Annotated in this window: 18 protein-coding genes; 11 read left to right on the top strand and 7 right to left on the bottom strand. The window is 36.1% G+C overall.

Annotated features, from left to right (window positions below; translation table 11 throughout):
- Positions 1 to 13 precede the first annotated feature (13 nt).
- The 4 genes from nlpD (at position 14) to ACWPWK_RS05865 (ending at position 5384) form a co-directional block, all read left to right on the top strand.
- Positions 14 to 1132 (top strand): murein hydrolase activator NlpD, encoded by a 1119-nt coding sequence (gene nlpD, locus ACWPWK_RS05880; RefSeq protein ID WP_109371431.1) that lies wholly within the window; start codon positions 14 to 16, stop codon positions 1130 to 1132.
- A gap of 687 nt (positions 1133 to 1819) precedes the next feature.
- On the top strand, positions 1820 to 2803 hold the full coding sequence (gene rpoS / locus ACWPWK_RS05875; protein WP_023582671.1) for an RNA polymerase sigma factor RpoS: 984 nt from the start codon (positions 1820 to 1822) through the stop codon (positions 2801 to 2803).
- A 170-nt stretch (positions 2804 to 2973) separates the two neighbouring features.
- Positions 2974 to 4230: a hypothetical protein gene (locus ACWPWK_RS05870; RefSeq protein WP_109371429.1), complete on the top strand. Its 1257-nt coding sequence runs from the start codon at positions 2974 to 2976 to the stop codon at positions 4228 to 4230.
- On the top strand, positions 4230 to 5384 hold the full coding sequence (locus ACWPWK_RS05865) for a hypothetical protein (RefSeq protein WP_109371426.1): 1155 nt from the start codon (positions 4230 to 4232) through the stop codon (positions 5382 to 5384). The genes ACWPWK_RS05870 and ACWPWK_RS05865 overlap by 1 nt, the downstream gene beginning before the upstream one ends.
- A 113-nt stretch (positions 5385 to 5497) precedes the next feature.
- Here ACWPWK_RS05865 and mutS read toward each other — a convergent pair whose 3' ends face one another.
- On the bottom strand, positions 5498 to 8062 hold the full coding sequence (mutS, locus tag ACWPWK_RS05860) for a DNA mismatch repair protein MutS (protein ID WP_109371424.1): 2565 nt from the start codon (positions 8060 to 8062) through the stop codon (positions 5498 to 5500).
- A gap of 217 nt (positions 8063 to 8279) precedes the next feature.
- On the opposite strand from mutS, the gene ACWPWK_RS05855 reads away from it, so the two are divergent.
- The 3 genes from ACWPWK_RS05855 (at position 8280) to ACWPWK_RS05845 (ending at position 9193) form a co-directional block, all read left to right on the top strand.
- Positions 8280 to 8423: a hypothetical protein gene (locus ACWPWK_RS05855; RefSeq protein WP_160230630.1), complete on the top strand. Its 144-nt coding sequence runs from the start codon at positions 8280 to 8282 to the stop codon at positions 8421 to 8423.
- Positions 8411 to 8674, top strand: a complete 264-nt coding sequence (locus tag ACWPWK_RS05850) for a hypothetical protein (RefSeq protein WP_109371493.1) — start codon at positions 8411 to 8413, stop codon at positions 8672 to 8674. The genes ACWPWK_RS05855 and ACWPWK_RS05850 overlap by 13 nt, the downstream gene beginning before the upstream one ends.
- 171 nt (positions 8675 to 8845) lie before the next feature.
- Positions 8846 to 9193: a hypothetical protein gene (locus ACWPWK_RS05845; protein ID WP_109371422.1), complete on the top strand. Its 348-nt coding sequence runs from the start codon at positions 8846 to 8848 to the stop codon at positions 9191 to 9193.
- 73 nt (positions 9194 to 9266) lie between these two features.
- Here the strand turns inward: ACWPWK_RS05845 and ACWPWK_RS05840 are convergent, their stop codons facing one another.
- The 4 genes from ACWPWK_RS05840 to ACWPWK_RS05825 all read right to left on the bottom strand — a co-directional run bounded on the left by ACWPWK_RS05840 (position 9267) and on the right by ACWPWK_RS05825 (position 13047).
- Positions 9267 to 10196, bottom strand: a complete 930-nt coding sequence (locus ACWPWK_RS05840) for a Dyp-type peroxidase (protein WP_109371420.1) — start codon at positions 10194 to 10196, stop codon at positions 9267 to 9269.
- A 187-nt stretch (positions 10197 to 10383) separates the two neighbouring features.
- On the bottom strand, positions 10384 to 10962 hold the full coding sequence (locus ACWPWK_RS05835; protein ID WP_196564446.1) for a YebB family permuted papain-like enzyme: 579 nt from the start codon (positions 10960 to 10962) through the stop codon (positions 10384 to 10386).
- A 225-nt stretch (positions 10963 to 11187) separates the two neighbouring features.
- On the bottom strand, positions 11188 to 12012 hold the full coding sequence (locus ACWPWK_RS05830) for a VanW family protein (protein WP_167392466.1): 825 nt from the start codon (positions 12010 to 12012) through the stop codon (positions 11188 to 11190).
- Positions 12013 to 12132: 120 nt separating this feature from the next.
- Positions 12133 to 13047, bottom strand: a complete 915-nt coding sequence (locus ACWPWK_RS05825; protein ID WP_109371418.1) for a LysR family transcriptional regulator — start codon at positions 13045 to 13047, stop codon at positions 12133 to 12135.
- A 109-nt stretch (positions 13048 to 13156) separates the two neighbouring features.
- Here ACWPWK_RS05825 and ACWPWK_RS05820 point away from each other — a divergent pair, with 109 nt between their 5' ends.
- Both ACWPWK_RS05820 and ACWPWK_RS05815 read left to right on the top strand, forming a co-directional pair.
- The gene (locus ACWPWK_RS05820) at positions 13157 to 14650 is read left to right on the top strand and encodes an SLC13 family permease (RefSeq protein WP_109371416.1); all 1494 of its coding nucleotides are present in this window, start codon (positions 13157 to 13159) and stop codon (positions 14648 to 14650) included.
- Between the two features lie 22 nt (positions 14651 to 14672).
- Positions 14673 to 15278 (top strand): histidine phosphatase family protein, encoded by a 606-nt coding sequence (locus tag ACWPWK_RS05815; protein ID WP_109371414.1) that lies wholly within the window; start codon positions 14673 to 14675, stop codon positions 15276 to 15278.
- Between the two features lie 122 nt (positions 15279 to 15400).
- Here ACWPWK_RS05815 and ACWPWK_RS05810 read toward each other — a convergent pair whose 3' ends face one another.
- The gene (locus ACWPWK_RS05810; RefSeq protein ID WP_109371412.1) at positions 15401 to 16873 is read right to left on the bottom strand and encodes an anion permease; all 1473 of its coding nucleotides are present in this window, start codon (positions 16871 to 16873) and stop codon (positions 15401 to 15403) included.
- 527 nt (positions 16874 to 17400) lie between these two features.
- Here ACWPWK_RS05810 and ACWPWK_RS05805 point away from each other — a divergent pair.
- Positions 17401 to 18306: a LysR substrate-binding domain-containing protein gene (locus tag ACWPWK_RS05805; protein WP_109371410.1), complete on the top strand. Its 906-nt coding sequence runs from the start codon at positions 17401 to 17403 to the stop codon at positions 18304 to 18306.
- 77 nt (positions 18307 to 18383) lie between these two features.
- Here the strand turns inward: ACWPWK_RS05805 and ACWPWK_RS05800 are convergent, their stop codons facing one another.
- Entirely contained in the window at positions 18384 to 19259 is an 876-nt protein-coding gene (locus ACWPWK_RS05800) for a pirin family protein (RefSeq protein WP_109371408.1), read from the bottom strand.
- Positions 19260 to 19539: 280 nt separating this feature from the next.
- Here ACWPWK_RS05800 and ACWPWK_RS05795 point away from each other — a divergent pair, with 280 nt between their 5' ends.
- Positions 19540 to 20217, top strand: a complete 678-nt coding sequence (locus ACWPWK_RS05795; RefSeq protein ID WP_023582649.1) for a hydrolase — start codon at positions 19540 to 19542, stop codon at positions 20215 to 20217.
- Positions 20218 to 20262: the final 45 nt, after the last annotated feature.

Genomic DNA, 20262 nt, shown 5'->3' with positions numbered 1-20262 from the left:
GGGAGAAGGAAGTATGAATTCAGAAAGCCCAATTAAGCATGTCCGCTGGGCAATCATGTGTTCGGTAATTGGATTTGCATTAACAGGCTGTGCAGATACACCTTATCGTCCTGCGCCAATTACCTCTGTAAATGATAGCTCTTCAAATAATACGGTATCAACCGCACCTGTGATGACTAACAGTAATGCAACACCTATTGAAAGAACTACCCCCTTACAATCGTCACCTCCTCCTTCTATTAAGGTGAACTCCGCTTCGACTAATGGAGGCGTGGTTCAGTCTCAAAGCCAGCCTCGCGCTCAAACGTCAGTTGCAGCTCAAAATGTAAACACTGATGGCTCTGGACGCATTGTGTATAACCGTAACTACGACAGTATTCCAAAAGGAAACTACAACGGTAATACTTACACCGTAAAACGCGGTGATACTATGTTCTATATCGCTTGGATAACTGATAGTGATGTAAAAGAACTGGCATCAATGAATAACATCCCAGAACCTTATAGCTTAAACGTAGGGCAGGTGTTGAATATTGGTAACCGTCAGGTCAACACGGGTACTAATACCAATGTCAATACATCGGTTATTAATCAATCAAGTAGCGCTGGTGTTCAAACGGCACACGCTAAACCAACAAACAATGGTGCTATGGGACCATTGATTACTAAACCGGCAACAACACCACCAAAAACAACGACACCGCCACCAACAACGAATACAAATACTACAACTGCTGCAACACCAGCACCAACGGCAGCTTCTGGTAAGTGGATTTGGCCTGCGCAAGGTAATATTATTGAAAGTTACTCAAGTGCGCCTGGCGGCAATAAAGGTATTGATATCGGTGGTACAAAAGGTTCACCAATAGTTGCCACTGCTGCGGGTAAAGTGGTTTACGCAGGTAGCGCATTACGCGGTTATGGTAACCTCGTTATCATTAAGCATAATGACGAATACCTCAGTGCATATGCACATAACGACACTATTTTGGTGCGTGAACAGCAAAATGTGAATGCGGGTCAGCAAATTGCCACAATGGGTAGCTCTGGAACCAGTTCTGTCCGACTACACTTTGAGATCCGCTATAAAGAAAAATCACTCAACCCAATGAGTTATTTACCTAAGAAATAAATAAGTGATTTTTTACTCGCATAGTGAATAATCCTAAAGTTAAGCCCTCTCCTTTACAAAAAGAAGAGGGCTTTTTCTTATCTGTAATTAATTAAAATATTGAAACAAAATAAATTTTGACTAAGTATAAGTGCTTATTAAAAGATTATTAAAAATGAGAGATCAATATAAAATTATAGATAACGTTAAATTAGACGGTTGATTCTCAACCAATGAATGCGTATGCTAAAAATTGTTATATAAAAAATGAATAAAGATTCGTTGTTATTAAAAGATGGACTATAAAATAACCCCTTGTTTAGGTGGATATTTCCTTTATTAGATTATCTTTTTAATAATAGTACGTAATATAAATTATTGGATATTATTTTATTATTATGGATTTTTATTTGTTTTTTTAGATGTAAGTAGTCACAAATAGCGCATTAAATAGAGTAATTTTACGTATAGATAAATGTACGTAGAATATAATAAAAAAACTGTTAATAACCTGCACTCAATAGTTAAGTTATATATTGAATAAAGAAAGAATAAAATTAACAGTAAAATAGATTATGTTATCTTTTATTTTGTAATTCGTTACAAGGGAAAATCAGTAAACCCGTTGTGTCGTGACACAGCGATAAACTGGTGAACAGACTTTAATCATGAGTCGTTTACCTAAATTATCAAGGGTAGGAGCAGCTGATGAGCCAAAGTACGCTAAGAGTAGACGAGTTATATACAGATGAAATTGAAGAGAACATGGAAGAGTTCGATGAAGTTGCTGCAAAAGAGGCAGAAAATGAGTCTGATGCTCAAGACGAAATTGAACTTATTGAAGGAGTCAACCAGCGTGCGCTCGATGCAACTCAGCTTTATTTAGGAGAAATTGGTTATTCTCCGTTGCTGACCGCTGAAGAAGAGGTTTTCTTTGCCCGTAGAGCGCTACGTGGTGATATCCCTTCAAGACAACGAATGATAGAAAGTAACCTACGTTTAGTTGTTAAGATCTCTCGTCGTTATACAAACCGAGGACTTGCTCTTCTTGATCTTATTGAAGAAGGGAATTTAGGTCTTATTCGTGCTGTTGAAAAATTCGATCCTGAAAAAGGTTTCCGTTTTTCAACTTATGCGACATGGTGGATACGTCAAACAATTGAACGTGCCATTATGAACCAGACCCGCACTATCCGCCTTCCCATTCATATCGTTAAAGAGCTGAATGTTTATTTAAGAACGGCAAGAGAATTAGCACATAAACTCGATCATGAGCCTAGTGTTGAAGAAATTGCACAAACATTGGATAAACCAGTTGAAGATGTGAGTAAAATGCTACGTTTAAACGAACGTATTACTTCTGTTGATACCCCAATTGGTGGCGATTCAGATAAAGCATTACTTGATATTATCTCTGACGAAAATGAAGAAGGGCCAGAAGCAACAATTCAAAATAATAACCTCAAGGAAAATATCATAAAGTGGTTATTTGAATTGAATCCTAAGCAACGTGAAGTATTAGCACGTCGTTTCGGGTTATTAGGCTATGAAGCAGAAACTTTAGAAGATGTTGGTAGAGAGATTGGTCTGACAAGAGAAAGGGTTCGTCAAATTCAAGTTGAAGGACTACGTCGACTAAAAGACATTCTACAAAGTCAGGGATTATGTATTGAAGCACTTTTCAAAGCATAGTTAGCCACCCAATTTCTGTTTATAGCTTTAATTGACATATTGTTATTACCAAAGCCGATTAGTGGGTTTGCTAATCGGCTTTTCTTTATCTTGTGTTATACGATTCAAAACGATAAAACAAGAGCGCAGTCTTGTACCTCGCCAGTCTGATGAAAGTAATAAAGGAAGATATGAAAGATTATTTTTTAAACGTTAAACTAGAGCGTTGCGATTTTAGCCAAAGTAAAATCTCTCCAAAGGGAATGGTGAGATTAATAGCATCAGGTAAAAACTTTTATCTTAATGAAGCGGATTTTGCTAACTCACAAGATCTTCTTAAACGATTAAAACAAGGTGATGAGCTTAAAATCTGTGCAGAATTACTGAAAGATGGCAGTTTCTGGGTGCAATGGATTTATCATGATACAAAAGGAAGATTGGAGCCTGAACGAAAATTCACGCTAACAGCAAAACAGAAAAAATGGTTATTGATTGCATTTTTTCTGACCGTGATTGGAGGCTGGTGGAGCTATTTCTCGTTAATTTATTTAGAGCCTAATTTCTTTATCATTATCACAATGATTATTTCATTTGGTGCTGTCATGGCTGGGATCAGTTATATCGGAGAAAAAGTTTATCGCTATTTTCAGCGCACCAGGCCCAAACATAGGAAGAGAATAAAGGGGTTGGATAAAGTCATCGCCAAGCAAGCATTGATAGCTCCAGATGGCGAGCAACTCATTATTACTGGAATAAAATCAGCACCATTACCTTCATTTACCTTGAGTAAAAAGTCGTTTCCTCAAATAAAGCAAAGTAAAGTACAGCGAGTTAGAGGAATAATACAAATTCATAGTATTAATAGACTTCAAATACATTCCCGCAATAGCGAGACTGTAATAATGCAAATATCCTGTCTGATTAATAAACATCCTTTTGTATTAAGTTATAGAGAGCGCTTATTTTATTCTGATCATAATTTGTTTCTTGCTGATGGCGATGATGTTGAATTGTTCTTTTGGCAAGCTGAAGATAAGAACTCAGGGCCTGTTATCTTAGGGGTTTATAATCATATAGATAATGGCGCTTATTCAATTTCAGGACAAATGTATATTGGGCATCAGCGCACATATCGTTTATCGCTGTTAATAACCGCATTAGTCAGTATTTTTGTGTTCTCAATGGTTGCTGGTTTATCTATTTCCGATGTTTATGATAATGGAAATTATTGGGATAAATGGGATTGGTATTCTATTGGTGATGCTTTTTTAGGAATGGGTATTATCTATGGTTTAATCATGAGTGGCTTTGCCTTTTTAATTGCATTGTTTTCAAACATTTATATTTTGTTTTCAGAAAAAGGTAATAGTAGTTATCAAACCCATTTTTTACTTCAGCAGCAATGTGTTGAGAACAAGCGACCACTGTATATTACGGAGCTGCGTTAATGAACCCTTTTTTCCGTAAGCCTTTTATCATCATCACAAGCTTATTTATTTTAAGCTTACTGCTCTGTTATGGTGTGCTTTTTCATGGTTTTGCCTCTAAGTGGCAATGGAAAAATGAAAACGCCTCTGAGTTATCTTCATATCCTTATTCTCGTTATGATTGGCGTAAAGTTTTTTATGCTTCTAGTGGGATATTAATTAAGACTGAATCTGATAGTGGGCGATATGACGTAGATATTTATGGTCGACTTCACCGCCAAGATAATCAGAGAAAATATACGCTGTACTTTTCTGACAAAGAAGGCACACGCTTTGTATCACAAGGCCAAGGTAGCTTTTATAACGCTTATTGCGTTCTTGATAAGTGTGTATTATTTACAGAGCAGGGGCGTCAAAATATAGATTTAGCAAAGTTTACAGTCGCAGATTTAATGCCTTGGCAAGAGACTAACGCTGGCTATTATCGCTTCCCTTTAGCGCTTATCGGTGGAAAATTACTGTTTTCACAAACAACATCACAATTAGTATTAGTTGATAATAAGACAATACTGACAAGTTTAGATGAAGGTGAAAGCTGGGAATATTCAGTTAATACAGAAGATCTAGTGAAGCAGTATTACGCTGAGGATTTCGGTGAGTTTACACAATTTCATTATGCCCTTTCAGGTGATTCTCTTGTTATTTTTTACAATCATCATTACACAACAAACACGTTAGAAATCACGCTAAATTTAGTGAATAAAGAAGTAACAAAAACACGCTGGCTTCCTTTGCGTGTTAAAGAGGTTGCTCAAAATGATAAAGGTGATATCTATTTTATTGCTCAACATGCTTCTCGTGATCTCTATTCTGTGGTTCAACGTCAAACTGATGGAAATTTAGAAACTTTCTATGAAAGTGGTTATAAATATCTAAATGATTTGATGATAAGTAATGATGATTTGATTTTAAATAAAGGCCGTAACGATGATCAAACTACGCTAGTTTTCTCATTAAAAACAAAAAATTATACTTCTTATGAGAAAATTAATGACGATATGATGTTTAATCCTGCTTTATCTTCATTTATTCGTTTGTTTGATAATTACGGCGACGAAGATACTTTACTACTATTGGGTGAACGACTGAAATATAGCCATGCTTTCATTAAGTAGAGTTGTATTTATCTCTGACTATCTCTGTTTGATAAATTATAAAAAACCATAAAAAAGCTCTGTGAAATCAAACAGAGCTTTTTTTATTATCAGTATGTTTTACTGTTTATGGCCTATTTTGCCATCTCTTTTAAACGATAAAGTTGTTCTAATGCTTGTCGTGGTGTTAGGGCATCAGGATCGATTTTATCCAACGCTAATTCAATCTCTGAAGGTTCCGCTTCTGTTAATAACATCAGCTGTGATGTTTCAACATGACCAGAGCCGGAGTTGCCTGATAGCATTTCAAGCTCTTTTAATTTTTGCTTAGCTCGACGGATAACTTCTTTTGGAACACCCGCCAATGCTGCAACAGCTAAACCATAGCTTTTACTTGCCGCACCTTCTTGCACACTGTGCATAAAGGCAATTGTGTCGCCATGCTCAACTGCGTCTAAGTGAATGTTTGCAGTACCTTCAAGTTTTTCAGGCAGTGTGGTTAATTCAAAATAGTGGGTTGCAAAGAGTGTCATTGCTTTAATTCGATTTGCTAAGTTTTCAGCACAGGCCCAAGCTAGAGATAGCCCATCATAAGTGGATGTACCTCGACCAATCTCATCCATTAAGACCAAGCTGTTTTCAGTCGCATTATGCAAAATATTAGCTGTTTCGGTCATTTCAACCATAAAGGTAGAGCGACCTGAAGCAAGATCATCAGAAGCACCCACACGCGTAAAGATACGATCGACTGGACCAATTAAAGCTTTTTCAGCAGGTACAAAGCTACCAATATAAGCAAGTAAAGTAATTAATGCGGCTTGGCGCATATAAGTACTTTTCCCTCCCATATTAGGGCCTGTAATTATCAGTAAGCGACGTTGAGGTGATAATTGTAATGGATTTGAAATAAAAGGTTCGCTAAGGACTTGTTCAACAACAGGGTGACGTCCCCCAGTGATCAGAATACCTGTTTTCTCACTCAATTCTGGGCGGGTATAATTTAATGATTCAGCACGTTCTGCAAGATTAGAGAGAACATCTGTTTCAGCTAAAGCCTCAGCACTACTTTGTAATGCTGCAAGGTGAGGTAATAGCTTTTCAAAAATCTCTTCATAAAGCATTTTTTCGATAGCTAATGCCTTACCTTTAGACGTTAACACCTTGTCTTCATACTCTTTTAATTCAGGAATGATGTAACGTTCAGCATTTTTTAATGTTTGACGGCGAACATAGTGCATAGGCACTAAATTGCTTTGTCCACGACTGACTTGAATGTAATAGCCGTGTACACCATTAAAGCCAACTTTAAGTGTATCAATACCCCATTTTTCACGTTCACGAATTTCAAGTTTATCAAGGTAATCACTTGCGCCATCGGCTAATGCTCGCCATTCGTCTAATTCCGCATTATAACCAGAGGCAATAACACCACCGTCACGTACTAATACAGGCGGTGTTTCAACAATGGCATGTTCAAGTAACTCACATAATTCATCAAACTGGCTAATACGCTTTTGTAATTCTTTAATGTAAGGCATATCGGCTTGTTCGAGCACTTGATGAATATCGTGATATTGCTGGAATGCATGACGCATACGAGAAAGATCACGAGGGCGTGCTGATCGTAACGCTAAACGGGCCAAAACACGTTCTAAGTCACCCACTTGGCGTAAAAAAGGTTGCAGTTCAAAATAGAGAGGCTGTAATGCAGTTATTGCATCTTGGCGTTTGATGAGTTGTTCACGTTGGCGCAAAGGCGAGTGTATCCAACGTTTTAGCATACGACTGCCCATTGGTGTTACACAAAGGTCGAGTACCGATGCCAGTGTGTTATCAGTACCTCCGGCAAGATTTTGAGTTAATTCAAGATTGCGACGAGTTGCCGCATCTAAAATAATAGAATCCTGAGGGCGTTCCATCGTGATGCTACGGATATGAGGGAGTGCAGTGCGTTGTGTGTCCTTTACATATTGTAATAAACACCCTGCGGCACAGAGTGCCAGACGTGCATTTTCAACACCAAAGCCCGTTAAGTCACGGGTACCAAATTGCAGATTCAGTTGTTGCTTTGCTGTTTCTGGTTCGAACTCCCAAATAGGGCGACGGCGTAGACCTTGCTGACGTTCAATAAGTGCCATTGACTCAAAGGTTTCTGGATAGAGCAATTCGGCTGGATGGGTGCGTTGTAATTCGGCAATCATGCTTTCACTATCTGGCATTTCAGTAACACGGAAACGACCTGATGTGATATCTAACGTTGCATAGCCAAAAGCACCATTTTTGTCTTGCCAAATCGCAGCTAAAAGGTTGTCTTGACGCTCTTCAAGTAAGGCTTCATCAGTCACTGTACCCGGCGTAACAATACGAATAACTTTGCGCTCAACAGGACCTTTACTTGTTGCAGGATCACCAATTTGTTCACAAATGGCGACAGACTCGCCTAATTGCACCAATTTAGCGAGATAGTTCTCAACGGCGTGATGAGGAACACCAGCCATAGGAATAGGTTGGCCCGCAGACTGACCTCGTTTTGTTAATGAAATATCTAATAAGCGAGAGGCTTTTTTAGCATCATCAAAAAACAATTCATAAAAGTCACCCATACGATAAAACAGTAAGATTTCAGGATGCTCTGCTTTAAGCTTAAGATACTGTTGCATCATTGGTGTGTGGGAGTCTAAATGTTGAATGTCAGTCATGTTGTTGTCTGTCTTAACGTATTGAATTTTTAGTTATTTGTGAAAATCTGTTGTTACACTGCATTTTGTTCTATTTCACAAGCTTTGCACGATCATATCACAAGGTTTCAGTCAGTTGTTGTGATGCTTCAAATTAATTTAATAAATAATAGTCATTAATTATTAAACTCATTATAGTTTATATTGAGTTGGTTACTTAATAATATAATGAGGGATTATGAAAAAGAGCATATTGGCATCGATAATAAGTCTTTTATTAATATCAGCCGTAGGTTGTGATAATTCAAATGAAAATTCGAATACAGGAACACCTTCACAAGATAAAAATAAAACAGAACAAACAACACAATCTATTCTTTAAGACGTACTTCAGCACCAAACACATCAATTGTATTTAATGCAACAACAGATAATGACAGCAATATTATTTATTGGTTTGTTGATGATGCTTATCTAGGGAATAGTACAAATCAGCGCTCAATAGAGTGGTATCCCAAAAAGAGTGGTCACTATCGTATTCGCGCAGTAGATGATAAAAGAAGAGCGGATACACGAAATATTCGTGTTGATATTATTGGTGTGATTAACAAACAAGAAATCGAAGCACATTAATATTGGCGTTAAAGTTTGTAGGTTTTACTTAATGATTATCTTAACACCAAAATATTAATTTCTATCGTTATCTTATTCTGACTATTAACTCACTATATTGTTGCGAGATAATTATTAGGTAAAATATTGAAAAATTTATTTTATCTTGTGAGCAAGGAAGAAATAATCAACATGAAAACTAGAATTCTAAAATTAGCCTTATTAGGCGCATTAGCATTACCTTTAGTGGGATGTGGTGGTGGAACACCGACCTGTGACAGCTCAGAAGCAAAAGGCTTAGTCATTGATATTACAAAAGATGAACTTCGTGATCAAAAAATGGCTGCTGTGATCGATCAAATAAAGATCAAAGTAGAAAGCGTGCGTACTCGTGAACATGATGAGAAAAGAGATACTTACTCATGTGCTGCTGAACTTTCTTTTGAAGGTAAAGGCGGCAAAAATTCAATTCCGATTACTTATACCATTGAAAGCACCGATGACGGCAAAGAATTTTACGTTAATGTTTTCGGTTTATAATTGATCCAGAGAAAAAACCATAATAAAAAAGTAGATATATAAGTAACAAGCCTATATATCTACTTGTAATAAATTACGCTAGATCATCTAGAAATTCAGGTGATGGAACAAAGAATAATGTACCTGTTACAGGGGTACTGAATTTAAGTAATTTATCGGTATGGCCTTCAGGTGTGCCTGCAAACATATTTTCTAACATACGGTTAGTTGTTGAAAAATAACGCGCATAACCAATAAAGTAAGTACCATATTCATTTCTGGATGGATTGGAAAAAGGCATATTGGCTCTGACAATTTTTAAATCTTCGCCGTTCTCATCTTGAATATTGGTTACAACATTATGTGAACCGGGCTCTTTTTCTTCATCGGTTAACTCCACATCATTGAATTTGTGTCTACCAATGACTTTTTCTTGTTCGATAAGAGGCTGTTTTTCCCATGCTTCCATATCGTGAATATATTTTTGTACAAAGGCGTAACTGCCACCTTTAAATTCAGGATCTTCATCGCCAATAACGGCATAAGAAGCACGCTCATCTTCATACTCTGGGTTTTCAGTTCCATCGACAAAACCAATAATAGAACGGCCGTCAAAATATCTAAATCCATGAACTTCATCAACAGGCGTAACAATATTCTTTAGCTTTTGGCTGATGATAGACGCTAATTCGTAACAGGCTGAAACTTTGAGGGCTCGAATATGGAAAAAGAGATCGCCTGGAGTAGAAACCGCAGTATAAGTGTCACCTTTAATTTCTTTAAAGGTATTTAGCTCTTTGGGTTTTGGCTGATTGGGAAATAATGTAGTCCACGCATTTGCACCGAATCCCATTACACAACTTGTTTCCAATTCAGGAAAACGTGTCCTCATACTACGTATCAAACCAGAAAAATTATTACAAAAATCGATCAGAGTATCGCGGTTTTCAGATGAGTGGGTGAGGTTAAAAACTAAAAAATAAGCATTCTCACAGGGTGATTTCGTAACATCTTGGTATTTCATAGTGATCCCTAAATGACGAATAATAGATGAATAGTTATTAATCTATATTTACAAAATATTATTTTTTAGTTTTACACCAAATCCCTCTCTATTACAAAGAGAGGGGGTGATCTTTATTCGGATTTTTATGAATAAACAGTATCATAAAAGCTATTGTTTTCTTTTTTTATGATACTAATACCCTGTATTAATTAATATTTTCATGACTTTGATAAACTAAAGAGAGATGTGGATGTTGCCATAAACTTGCAGGCGTGACAGTGGTTCTTTCCCACGGTATTTGCCCAATAAACCATAATTTCCAAAATTGTAATTTGGCATTAGGATTTTTTCTTAATAATTCTTGGAATGTTTCTATTTCCCCAACACGAATAGAGAGTGCTGATTTATAAATATCAAAAACAAACTTAGAGCAAAACTGACGGGAAGAGTCGTATTTAAAACCCGTGTGGTAAAGCTTATTTAATCTTTCAGGAACTTGCGCTACAAGTGCCTTTTTTTGCTCATCAGAGAGCTGTGTTGATAGACGGCGTATTGCATAACGCTTACCCGCAGAGCGGTTAATAAAGCGGGTTAATGTGGTTGTTGTTGAGAGTGGAACTCGACTTTCGGCAACTAAATAATCTTCACCATTATGACCAATAATAATGCCAACATGATTACTCCAGCATAAAGAAGCAGAAGAAATTTGACGAAATAAAGAGGTACCAATACACGTAAATACGATATCACCAACTTCTAATTTTTGTGGATAATCAATTTTTATCATCATTATATGACCTATTAAATAGAAACATAATTACCATTATTTGACCATAATAAGTAGATAAGGTTTCTATTTGATAACTCAATATTGTTAATGTAAAAGAACACTCCGATTTAAGGTGTTCTTAATTTTAAGAGGAAAATTATTCTTTATTCAGAATAAGAAGATAAATTTAAAATAATAAATCAACATTTTAATTGAGTAATAAAAATATATCTAAGTGAATTAACTTAGTTGTTCATCTGAAATATCATATTTCACAACTACACTATTTTCATAAAGCAATTCTGATGCAATTAATTGAGGAAAAGCGCCCACATTGCTTTTAGTGTAAATATCTCGCCAAATTTCATTACAACGATACACATGCTCTCCCTTTTTGATAAAAGAAGAAGATTTCTCATAAATATGATAACGATATTCCCTTGCTTCGCTACAAAGGAGTTCGCCTTCTAACTGATGTTCAGCGACATGTAATCTAATTTGATAATCATAAGGCGTTGGATTATATAAGACTAAATCTACATAGTTATAAAAAATAGCGGCTCCTGAGCCAAAAGGAAGGACTCTTCCTTCATCAGGAAAGGGATCAAAACTGTGATTGGCTTTTTCAATCACTTTTAATTCAGAATGTAGTGCTAACCAATGTATTAAATTACTGGCTTGACAAATTCCACCGCCTACACCTTTTCTTGCTTCACCATAGGAGAGTTGCATGCCATCAATAAAACCTCTTTTATAACTAGGTTTACCAATTAAATAGCAAAAAGAGAAATACTCTCCCGATTTTATCACGATACCATCTAATGCTTTTTCAACTAATTTAAGATTCGTTATCTTATTGTATTGTAATTGGATATCACTTTCGCCACGGCGACTAATTAATTTAGATGTGTGTTTTAGATAACGATGTGAAAGCCGATGTTCTGGTTGAACGTCTCTGCTGTATTTTCGACCTGAAAATCGCCAACTAAGAGAGCGAAATAAACGACGTTGTGCCACTCTCAAAGTATAAAGAATAGGGTGATAAGACGAGAGTGTTCTACGCATAAAATCCTTTTAAACAATAGTTAATAGAAAGAGATAAACGTGAGTATGATAACGATTGAATGAGAATATTGATACGCCGATATCCTTAAAATAATAGAGCTAAGGATTTAGCCAATACATTTATTTATTGATATCTTTCGTTAAAATTTGAGCTTGAGATTGTAAAACAGATAAAAAATTCTTAGTGGCTGGAGAGATATATTTTTCTTTATGATAAAAGTAACGAATGCCTCGGCTAAATTGGATATCATCAAATGCAATTTCACATAAAAGACCTGATTTTAATTCTTGCATAATAGACAGACGGGATAAAATTGAGACTCCTAAACCGTGAATAACCCCCTGTTTTATTCCTTCCAAACTATTTATTTCCATCACATTTTTTAGTTCTTTATTATTTTCTTGGATCCTATCTAATAAAAAATCACGGGTAGCAGAGTGCTCTGGTTTGATCAGAAAAACTTCTGAGGCAATATCAGAAAATCTGCAATGTTTCTTTTTTGCCAACCAATGTTCAGGTGAACAAATAAGCACTAAGGGATCGATAAGAAAGGTATCAAGATGATATTCCGTCGGATCTAAATAGATATGATCTGACATGATCAAAAACTCTAATTCTTGGGTATCAAGTTTATGGATAAGTTGTGTTGAGCTTGAAATATCCATACTTAATTTCACATCTGGATACTGCTCTCTAAATTGCGCCATAATTTGAGGTAATAGGTAAACGCCAACAAAATGACTAGCGCCAAACTTAATTTCACCTTTAGAGGGATCATCAAATTGTCGCATATGCTCAGAAGATGATTTTACTAAATTAATAATTTGGGTTGCGTACTGCTGATAAACCTTACCTTGAGGCGTTAAATAAAGCCGATTATTGATCCTTTCAAACAACGTTGCTTGCAATTCTTCTTCTAGTTTTCTGATTTTAATACTGACACTTGGTTGAGTGCAGAATAGGCGCTCTGCGGTTTCAGTAACATTAAAACCGTTGGCAAGTAGTAGAAAAGCATCAAGTTGGCTTAAATTCATCTCAACACCATAAATTATTTTTATAGTTATAATATATTAATACAATTATCTTTATACCTCAATCTTTCTATACTGAACTTCCTACCCTACACATTAAGAGGAATCGGTTATGGAAAAGACTGCGAAGCGAGATGACATCGCTAAACCAGCGCCATCATCACCAAAACAAAACGGTAAGAAAATAACCTTAAAAACAATAGGAATACCTTTAGCTTTATTGGTATTACTCGTTTTATTTTTTATGCCAACACCAGATGGATTAAGTATTGAAGGGCAAAAAGCCATTGCTATTTTTTGTGCGGCGTTAATTTTATGGGTGTGTGGATCTTTACCCATTTATTTAACCTCAATGCTCGTTATTGTTTTACTTCCAATAACGGGAACTGTCGCAAAAGAGAAAGTGGTTTTCGGTACATTAGGTTATGACGTTATTTGGCTGATGGTTTCAGCATTTGTTTTAACGTCCGCCATGATCAAATCGAATATTGCCAGACGCTTTGCTCTATGGATGATCACCAAATTTGGGCAAACACCCAAAAAAGCGTTATTTGTCCTGATATTAATTAACTTCAGCTTAGTTTTCTTTGTTCCTTCAACGACTGCCCGTGCGACATTAATGGTGCCTATTTGTATGATCTTATTAGAGATACATAAGGCAATTCCTGGAAAAAGTAATTACGGGAAACTAATGATGTTGCAAGGCGTGCAAGCTGATGCTTTGGCAACATCCGGTGTAATGACGGGAACTGCAGCTAATATTATTGCCGTTGGATTTATCAATTCACAAGCCGGTGGTTCTATTGGTTATATGGATTGGTTAATTGCCTCTTTCCCATTAGCTATTGTTGGTATGACTATCTCCTTTTTTATTGGATTAAAATTATTCTCTTTTAAAGGGGAAGTGGATTTTGAAGGTTCGCTAGAGAAATTAAAAAAAGAACGTTCTCAACTTGGTGCATTAACTAAGAATGAGAAAAAAGCCATGTATATTTTTTTAATGGCAGTGTTCTTATGGGCAACCGAAAGTTATCACCAAGATATGTTTGGCTTCAAAATTAGCGTTTATATGACTGCTGTTATTGCCGCCATTCTCTGTCTGATGCCTCATATTGGCTTATTAACGTGGAATGAAGCCAATATTAAATGGGATCTTATGATATTTGCAGCAGGTGCTTATGCGGCAGGTAATACTTTAGAATCCACACAAGGTGCGCAATGGTTAATTGGTAAAATGGTTTATGGGCTCGGACTCGAAAATATGAGTACGACGATGGTCTATGTTGTTGTTGTCTTTATCTGTATGTATAGCCATTTAATTTTTACGAGTAAAACCGTGAAAACGACCATATTAATTCCAGCCATTATTGCGCTTGCCAAAACATTAGGCATGGATCCGGTAACATTAGCATTAGCCGCGTCATTTACACTCACATATACCATTACATTACCGCCACATTCAAAAGTAAATACCATCTATTTTTCAAGTGGTTACTTTAGTGTATTAGACCAAATGAAATATGGATTAATTACCTGTTTTGTTGGTGCATCGGTAATTTCTATTGCGATATTCACTTGGTTCCAAATTCTTGGATATGGTCTTTAAGCCATTAAATTAAGGAATAATAATGAGACTAATTTTATTAAGACACGGTGAAACCTTATGGAATATGGAATCACGCTTACAAGGACATGCTAATTCTTGTTTATCACCAAAAGGCATTAATCAAGCAATGGCGATAAAAGAGAGCATTAAATTGTTATCACCCGCTAGGATTATTACGTCAGATTTAGGGCGAACAGTACAAACCGCAGAAATTGTCGGTCATCCCGAAGCGGTTAAAGAGCCGTTATTACGTGAGTTAAATATGGGGGAATGGACAGGACAGCGAAAACCAGAACTCATAAGACATCATGCCGATAAATACAAAAATTGGCGAGCAGGAACATATACGCCACCTAAAGGTGAAAATTGGTTTGATTTTTGTGATCGCATTGGTGCGGCATTAAAGGAATGGGTACATAAAGAAGACAGTGATTTATTAGCGGTTGTGCATAGTGGTGTTATTCGTGCAGCCTGTAAAGTATTTTTAAATTTGTCACCTGAGTTTTTATTACCCGCAACACCAGGCACAATAACGATATTTAATTTTGATCTTAATTCTGATAAAGCGCCAAAATTAGAAGCCTATAATATTGGATCTTATATGCCGGATAAGAATGTCGCTGATTAAGATTAATAAGAAGTGGTTTTCAATTTAATCATACTGTTTTAAACGTATTCATTATTTAAGACTAGAATCTAAATCTGAAATTTAAATTTGAAATTTAAAACAAGTCACTCCGATATTAAATCCTACCAATATCCCAACACCTTCCACCACATGCTACCAAGGGTTATCCAAACGATAAGGTTAACCACACTCATCACAAATCCCGTTTTCCACCATTCACCTAATGTGGCGTAGCCAGAACCGAAAATAATGGGGGCGGTGCCTGTGCCGTAATGAGTGAGTGACATCATTAATGAAGATGAGAATGCCAAAATAAGCCCTAATAACATTGGTGGTGCGCCAAGGGCTAAACCTGCGGCATAAAAAGCGGCGAACATTGCGGTAATATGAGCAGTAGTACTAGCAAAGAAATAATGAGAATAAACATAAATTAGTACCAGTAATATCATGCCACTGACCCAACTAATGCCCATGCTATCAATACTTGCCCCTACACTGAGTGACAACCATTTAATTAATCCTAATTTTCCTAAGAAGGATGCCATCATTACTAATGCAGAGAACCAAACTACTGTATCCCATGCACCTTTGTTTTTTAAAATATCATCCCAATTTAAAACGCCAGTACATAATAAAATCGACAAACCAATAAAGGCTGCTGTTGTTGCATTAACGCTAAATCCATCACCAAATAATAATGCTGGGACACCAGCCCACATGATTAATAACAAGGCGAAGACGGCAAGAGTTATTTTTTCAGGTAATGAAATAGGGCCTAATTGCGCTAAACGCTCTTTGGCAAAATGAGGTGCATTTGGAGTGCGGGTTATTTCAGGTTTATAAAGTAGATAAATAACAATAGGCATTAAAATTAATGAAACGATAGCTGGCACAAAAGCCGCAATTGCCCACATAGACCAACTAAGCTCATGTGTAGGATCTGTTTCACTAATAATTAAACTGACAATTAGCGGGTTAGGAGCTGTTGCCGTAATAAACATAGCAGAAGTAATAGGATTTATATTGTAGTTCACTAAAGAGAGGTAACGGCCTATTTTACTACTTGTACCATCTTCCGCTTTAGAGTTAAAACTATCTGAAATTGATCGCATAATGGGGTGAATAATCCCACCCCCTCGTGCGGTATTACTTGGTGTTACAGGAGCTAAGATTGTTTCTGCAATTGCTAATGAATAGGCTATTCCAATGGTTCTTTTACCAAAAAGTGAAATAAAATAATAACCAATTCTAGCGCCGAGTCCCGTTTTATTTAGACTCATTGATACCATAATGGAAATACCAATTAACCAGATAAGATCATTGGAAAATCCACTTAATGCATCACCGATAGCGGCTTTGGTTGAATTAGGATTAGTGACACCTGTAACAGCGACTAATGCGATAGCAATAATAGATACAGCACCGATAGGAAGTGCTTTACCAATAATGGCGGCGATAGTACCTACAAAGAGTGCTAATAAATGCCAAGCATTGGGATCAACACCTTGTGGTACAGGAACAAGAAACCAGATAATAAGGGTAATAGAAACGGCGATTAATGTAGGTATAGGTCGTAATGGAGTTAATTTATTCATCAGGTTATTCCATTAGGTTGCAGGTTAAATAAATAATCGGAAGTAAAAAGTAAAGCTAATAAGTATTTTTATTGAAGATGATCTTATTAACATATTATTAAATATTCATTGATTGATGTCATAAAAATAAAATTATTTATTAACTTAATTTTAAAATAAGCGATTTTATGTAACTTAATGTTATTGAAATACAGAGTGATTATTTATCTTTATGTTTTTATTTTTGTTTTTGTTTTTATTATAACTAAACATTAATAATAAAAACTAAATTCAATGATAGGTGGAAATAAAATATAATTATGGTATGTAATTTTATCTCATATCACATTTATAATATTAAATTAATAAGATTATAACGGATTGTGTTACTATTTTCGGTCGCCTTTATTTTATTAACCTATGTGATTATAATGTCATTAACAATAGCTGAATAATGGTAAATAATATTTACAATTATTTTTTGCCATAATATCGATACCTGAAACAATTCAGCTAAATATTGAAAATAACCTAATAGGTGATACACAATGAAGTACGATTTAAATGATCTCTACTATTTTGTGAAAGTCGTTGAGTTTGGCGGTTTTTCTCAAGCGGCAGAAACATTAGGTATACCTAAATCTAAACTAAGTCGTCGTATCGCTGATTTGGAACAGAAACTCAATGTCTCTTTGATTTATCGCTCTACACGTCAATTTCATGTCACTAAAATCGGGCAGACATTTTATCAGCAGTGTAAAAATGTGGTTGCAGAAGCTGAAATAGCGGAAGAAATTATTTATTCGGTACAAGGGCACCCACATGGCACCATTAAACTCTCGTGTCCTGTCGCATTATTACAAATTTATATTCAAGATATTTTGGTCGATTTTATGGAAAAATATCCAGATATTAATATTCAGATCTTAGCCATTAATCGACCTGTTGATGTAATTAGTGAAGGCCTTGATTTAGCTTTACGAGTAAGAGCATTACCGCTAGATGATTCAGGTTTAACAATGAAAATTCTAGGCTATTCTCGACGTGTTCTAGTTGCCAGTCCCCTGTTATTTGAAGGGCAAGAGCTTCCTGATTCACCAGAACAACTTGCAGATTATCCTATTTTGGCAAATAGCGAACACTCACAACAATACACACTTACGTTGACTCATGAAAATGGTACGGTTTCCACACAACACGTAATGCCGAAATTAGCGACAACAGATGTTATTACGCTTTATAAAGCAACATTAAAAGGATTAGGAATAGCGCGATTACCACTGAGTGTGGTTGAAAAAGAATTACAAGACGGCACGCTAATTGAAGTGTTGCCAAATTGGCGTTTTCCTAAAGATGTTATTCATGCAGTTTATCCGTCAAGAAAAGGGTTATTACCTGCTATTCAGGTGTTACTGGAATACCTTGCTGATAATATGTCTCCATTGAAAGAGTAGAACAATATAAAAACGGCTCCGAATATTAAAGGGAGCCGTTTGAATGTTTATTGCTTTATATCGTATTTAAAAAAGTGTTACTCATTAGGAATACGACCAAATTTACCTTGGTTAAAATCATCAATGGCCTGTCTGATTTGTGCTTCGCTATTCATCACAAAAGGACCATAACCTACAACAGGCTCATTAATAGGTTCACCACTGAGATATAAGACGATAGCATCATCTTCAATCGCTTCAAGATTAACAGTACCACCTTCATTATCTAAAATAACTAAATCACCTGTTTGTAATTGGGTCTGATTATCAAGATAAACACTACCGTGTAAAACGACTAAGCCAACATAGCGATCTTTCTTGGTCGGCAGCGTCACTGATTTTGTGCTTTTTAATTGGAGATCCCACACATCTACAGGTGAAAAGGTTTTTGCTGCGCCATCTGTGTCATGGTAATTCCCAGCAATAACGCGCAATTGACCCGCGTTATCTGCCAAAGGAAGTACAGGGATCGCGCTTTCTTTTAATAACTGATAGCCAGCAGGTGCTGATTTAGCTTCCGATGGAAGATTAACCCACAACTGCACCATATCTAACACTCCGCCTTCTTTAGTAAATGCATCAGAATGATATTCTTGATGTAAAATACCTGAAGCAGCGGTCATCCACTGCACATCACCTGGGCCGATTACGCCACCTTCTCCAGTGGAATCATGGTGTGCAACTTCACCTTTATAAACAATGGTGACCGTTTCAAATCCGCGGTGAGGGTGTTCACCGACACCACGATTATGTCCTTGAGATGCAGGAAAATCAGTAGGGCCAGCTCTATCTAAAAGTAAAAATGGGTTTAAATATTTACCATGATTACCATAACTAAAGAGTGAGCGAACATGAAAACCATCACCAACCCAATGTTGACGAGGTGCTTTATAAATACCTATGATCTTTTTCATAAAATGTTCCTATAAAATGTCTATAGGTGCTATTTTAGAGCGACTAATATATTTAAGTAGTATCAAAATTAGATTTCATCATCCTAAAAATAGAACAATAATAAAATGTTTCAGTGTTCTATTTTTAGAATAGTGTTTATCAGAATTGCTACTACCGAGCTTTTAATTAATTGACTATTGTTTATTACAGCAGAAGAGAAACGATATAAAAATATTTTTCTCTAATATTTTTCTTCAATCATGTTAATAATCAACTTTATTAATTAAAAGGAATAAACAAATGAGCACTCCAGCAAATTTTAATGGTCAACGCCCTGTAATTAATCCAGAAGATGCTGTTATGTTATTAATTGATCACCAAAGTGGTTTATTTCAAACCGTAGGTGATATGCCAATGACTGAATTACGAGCACGCGCTTCAGTATTAGCGAAAATGGCAACATTAGCTAATATGCCTGTTATTACAACCGCTTCTGTACCACAAGGTCCTAATGGTCCATTAATTCCTGAAATTCATCAAAATGCACCTCATGCAAAATATATTGCACGTAAAGGTGAAATTAACGCTTGGGATAATCCTGAGTTTGTTGAAGCTGTTAAAGCAACAGGTAAAAAGCAATTAATTATCGCGGGTACTATTACGAGTGTTTGTATGGCATTCCCTGCAATTAGTGCGGTTGCTGAAGGTTATCAAGTCTTTGCAGTGATTGATGCATCAGGTACTTACAGTAAAATGGCTGAAGAAATTACCTTAGCTCGTATTGTTCAGGCGGGTGTAGTACCGATGGATACCGCAGCGGTTGCTTCTGAAATTCAAAAAACATGGAACCGTGCTGATGCCGCTGAATGGGCGCAAGCGTATACTCAGATTTTCCCTGCTTATCAGTTATTAATTGAAAGTTATAGCAAAGCTCAAGACGTATTAAAAAATAACGAAGTTTTAGATTCTCAGCGTTAATTAATTTTAAACTCTCTTTGTTTAAAAATGCCTATAAAGCTTTTT

The sequence above is a fragment of the Proteus sp. Marseille-Q3619 genome (genome assembly GCF_965283115.1).
Note: the sequence above shows the minus strand (reverse complement) of the source record. Positions and strands in the feature narration are given on the sequence as shown.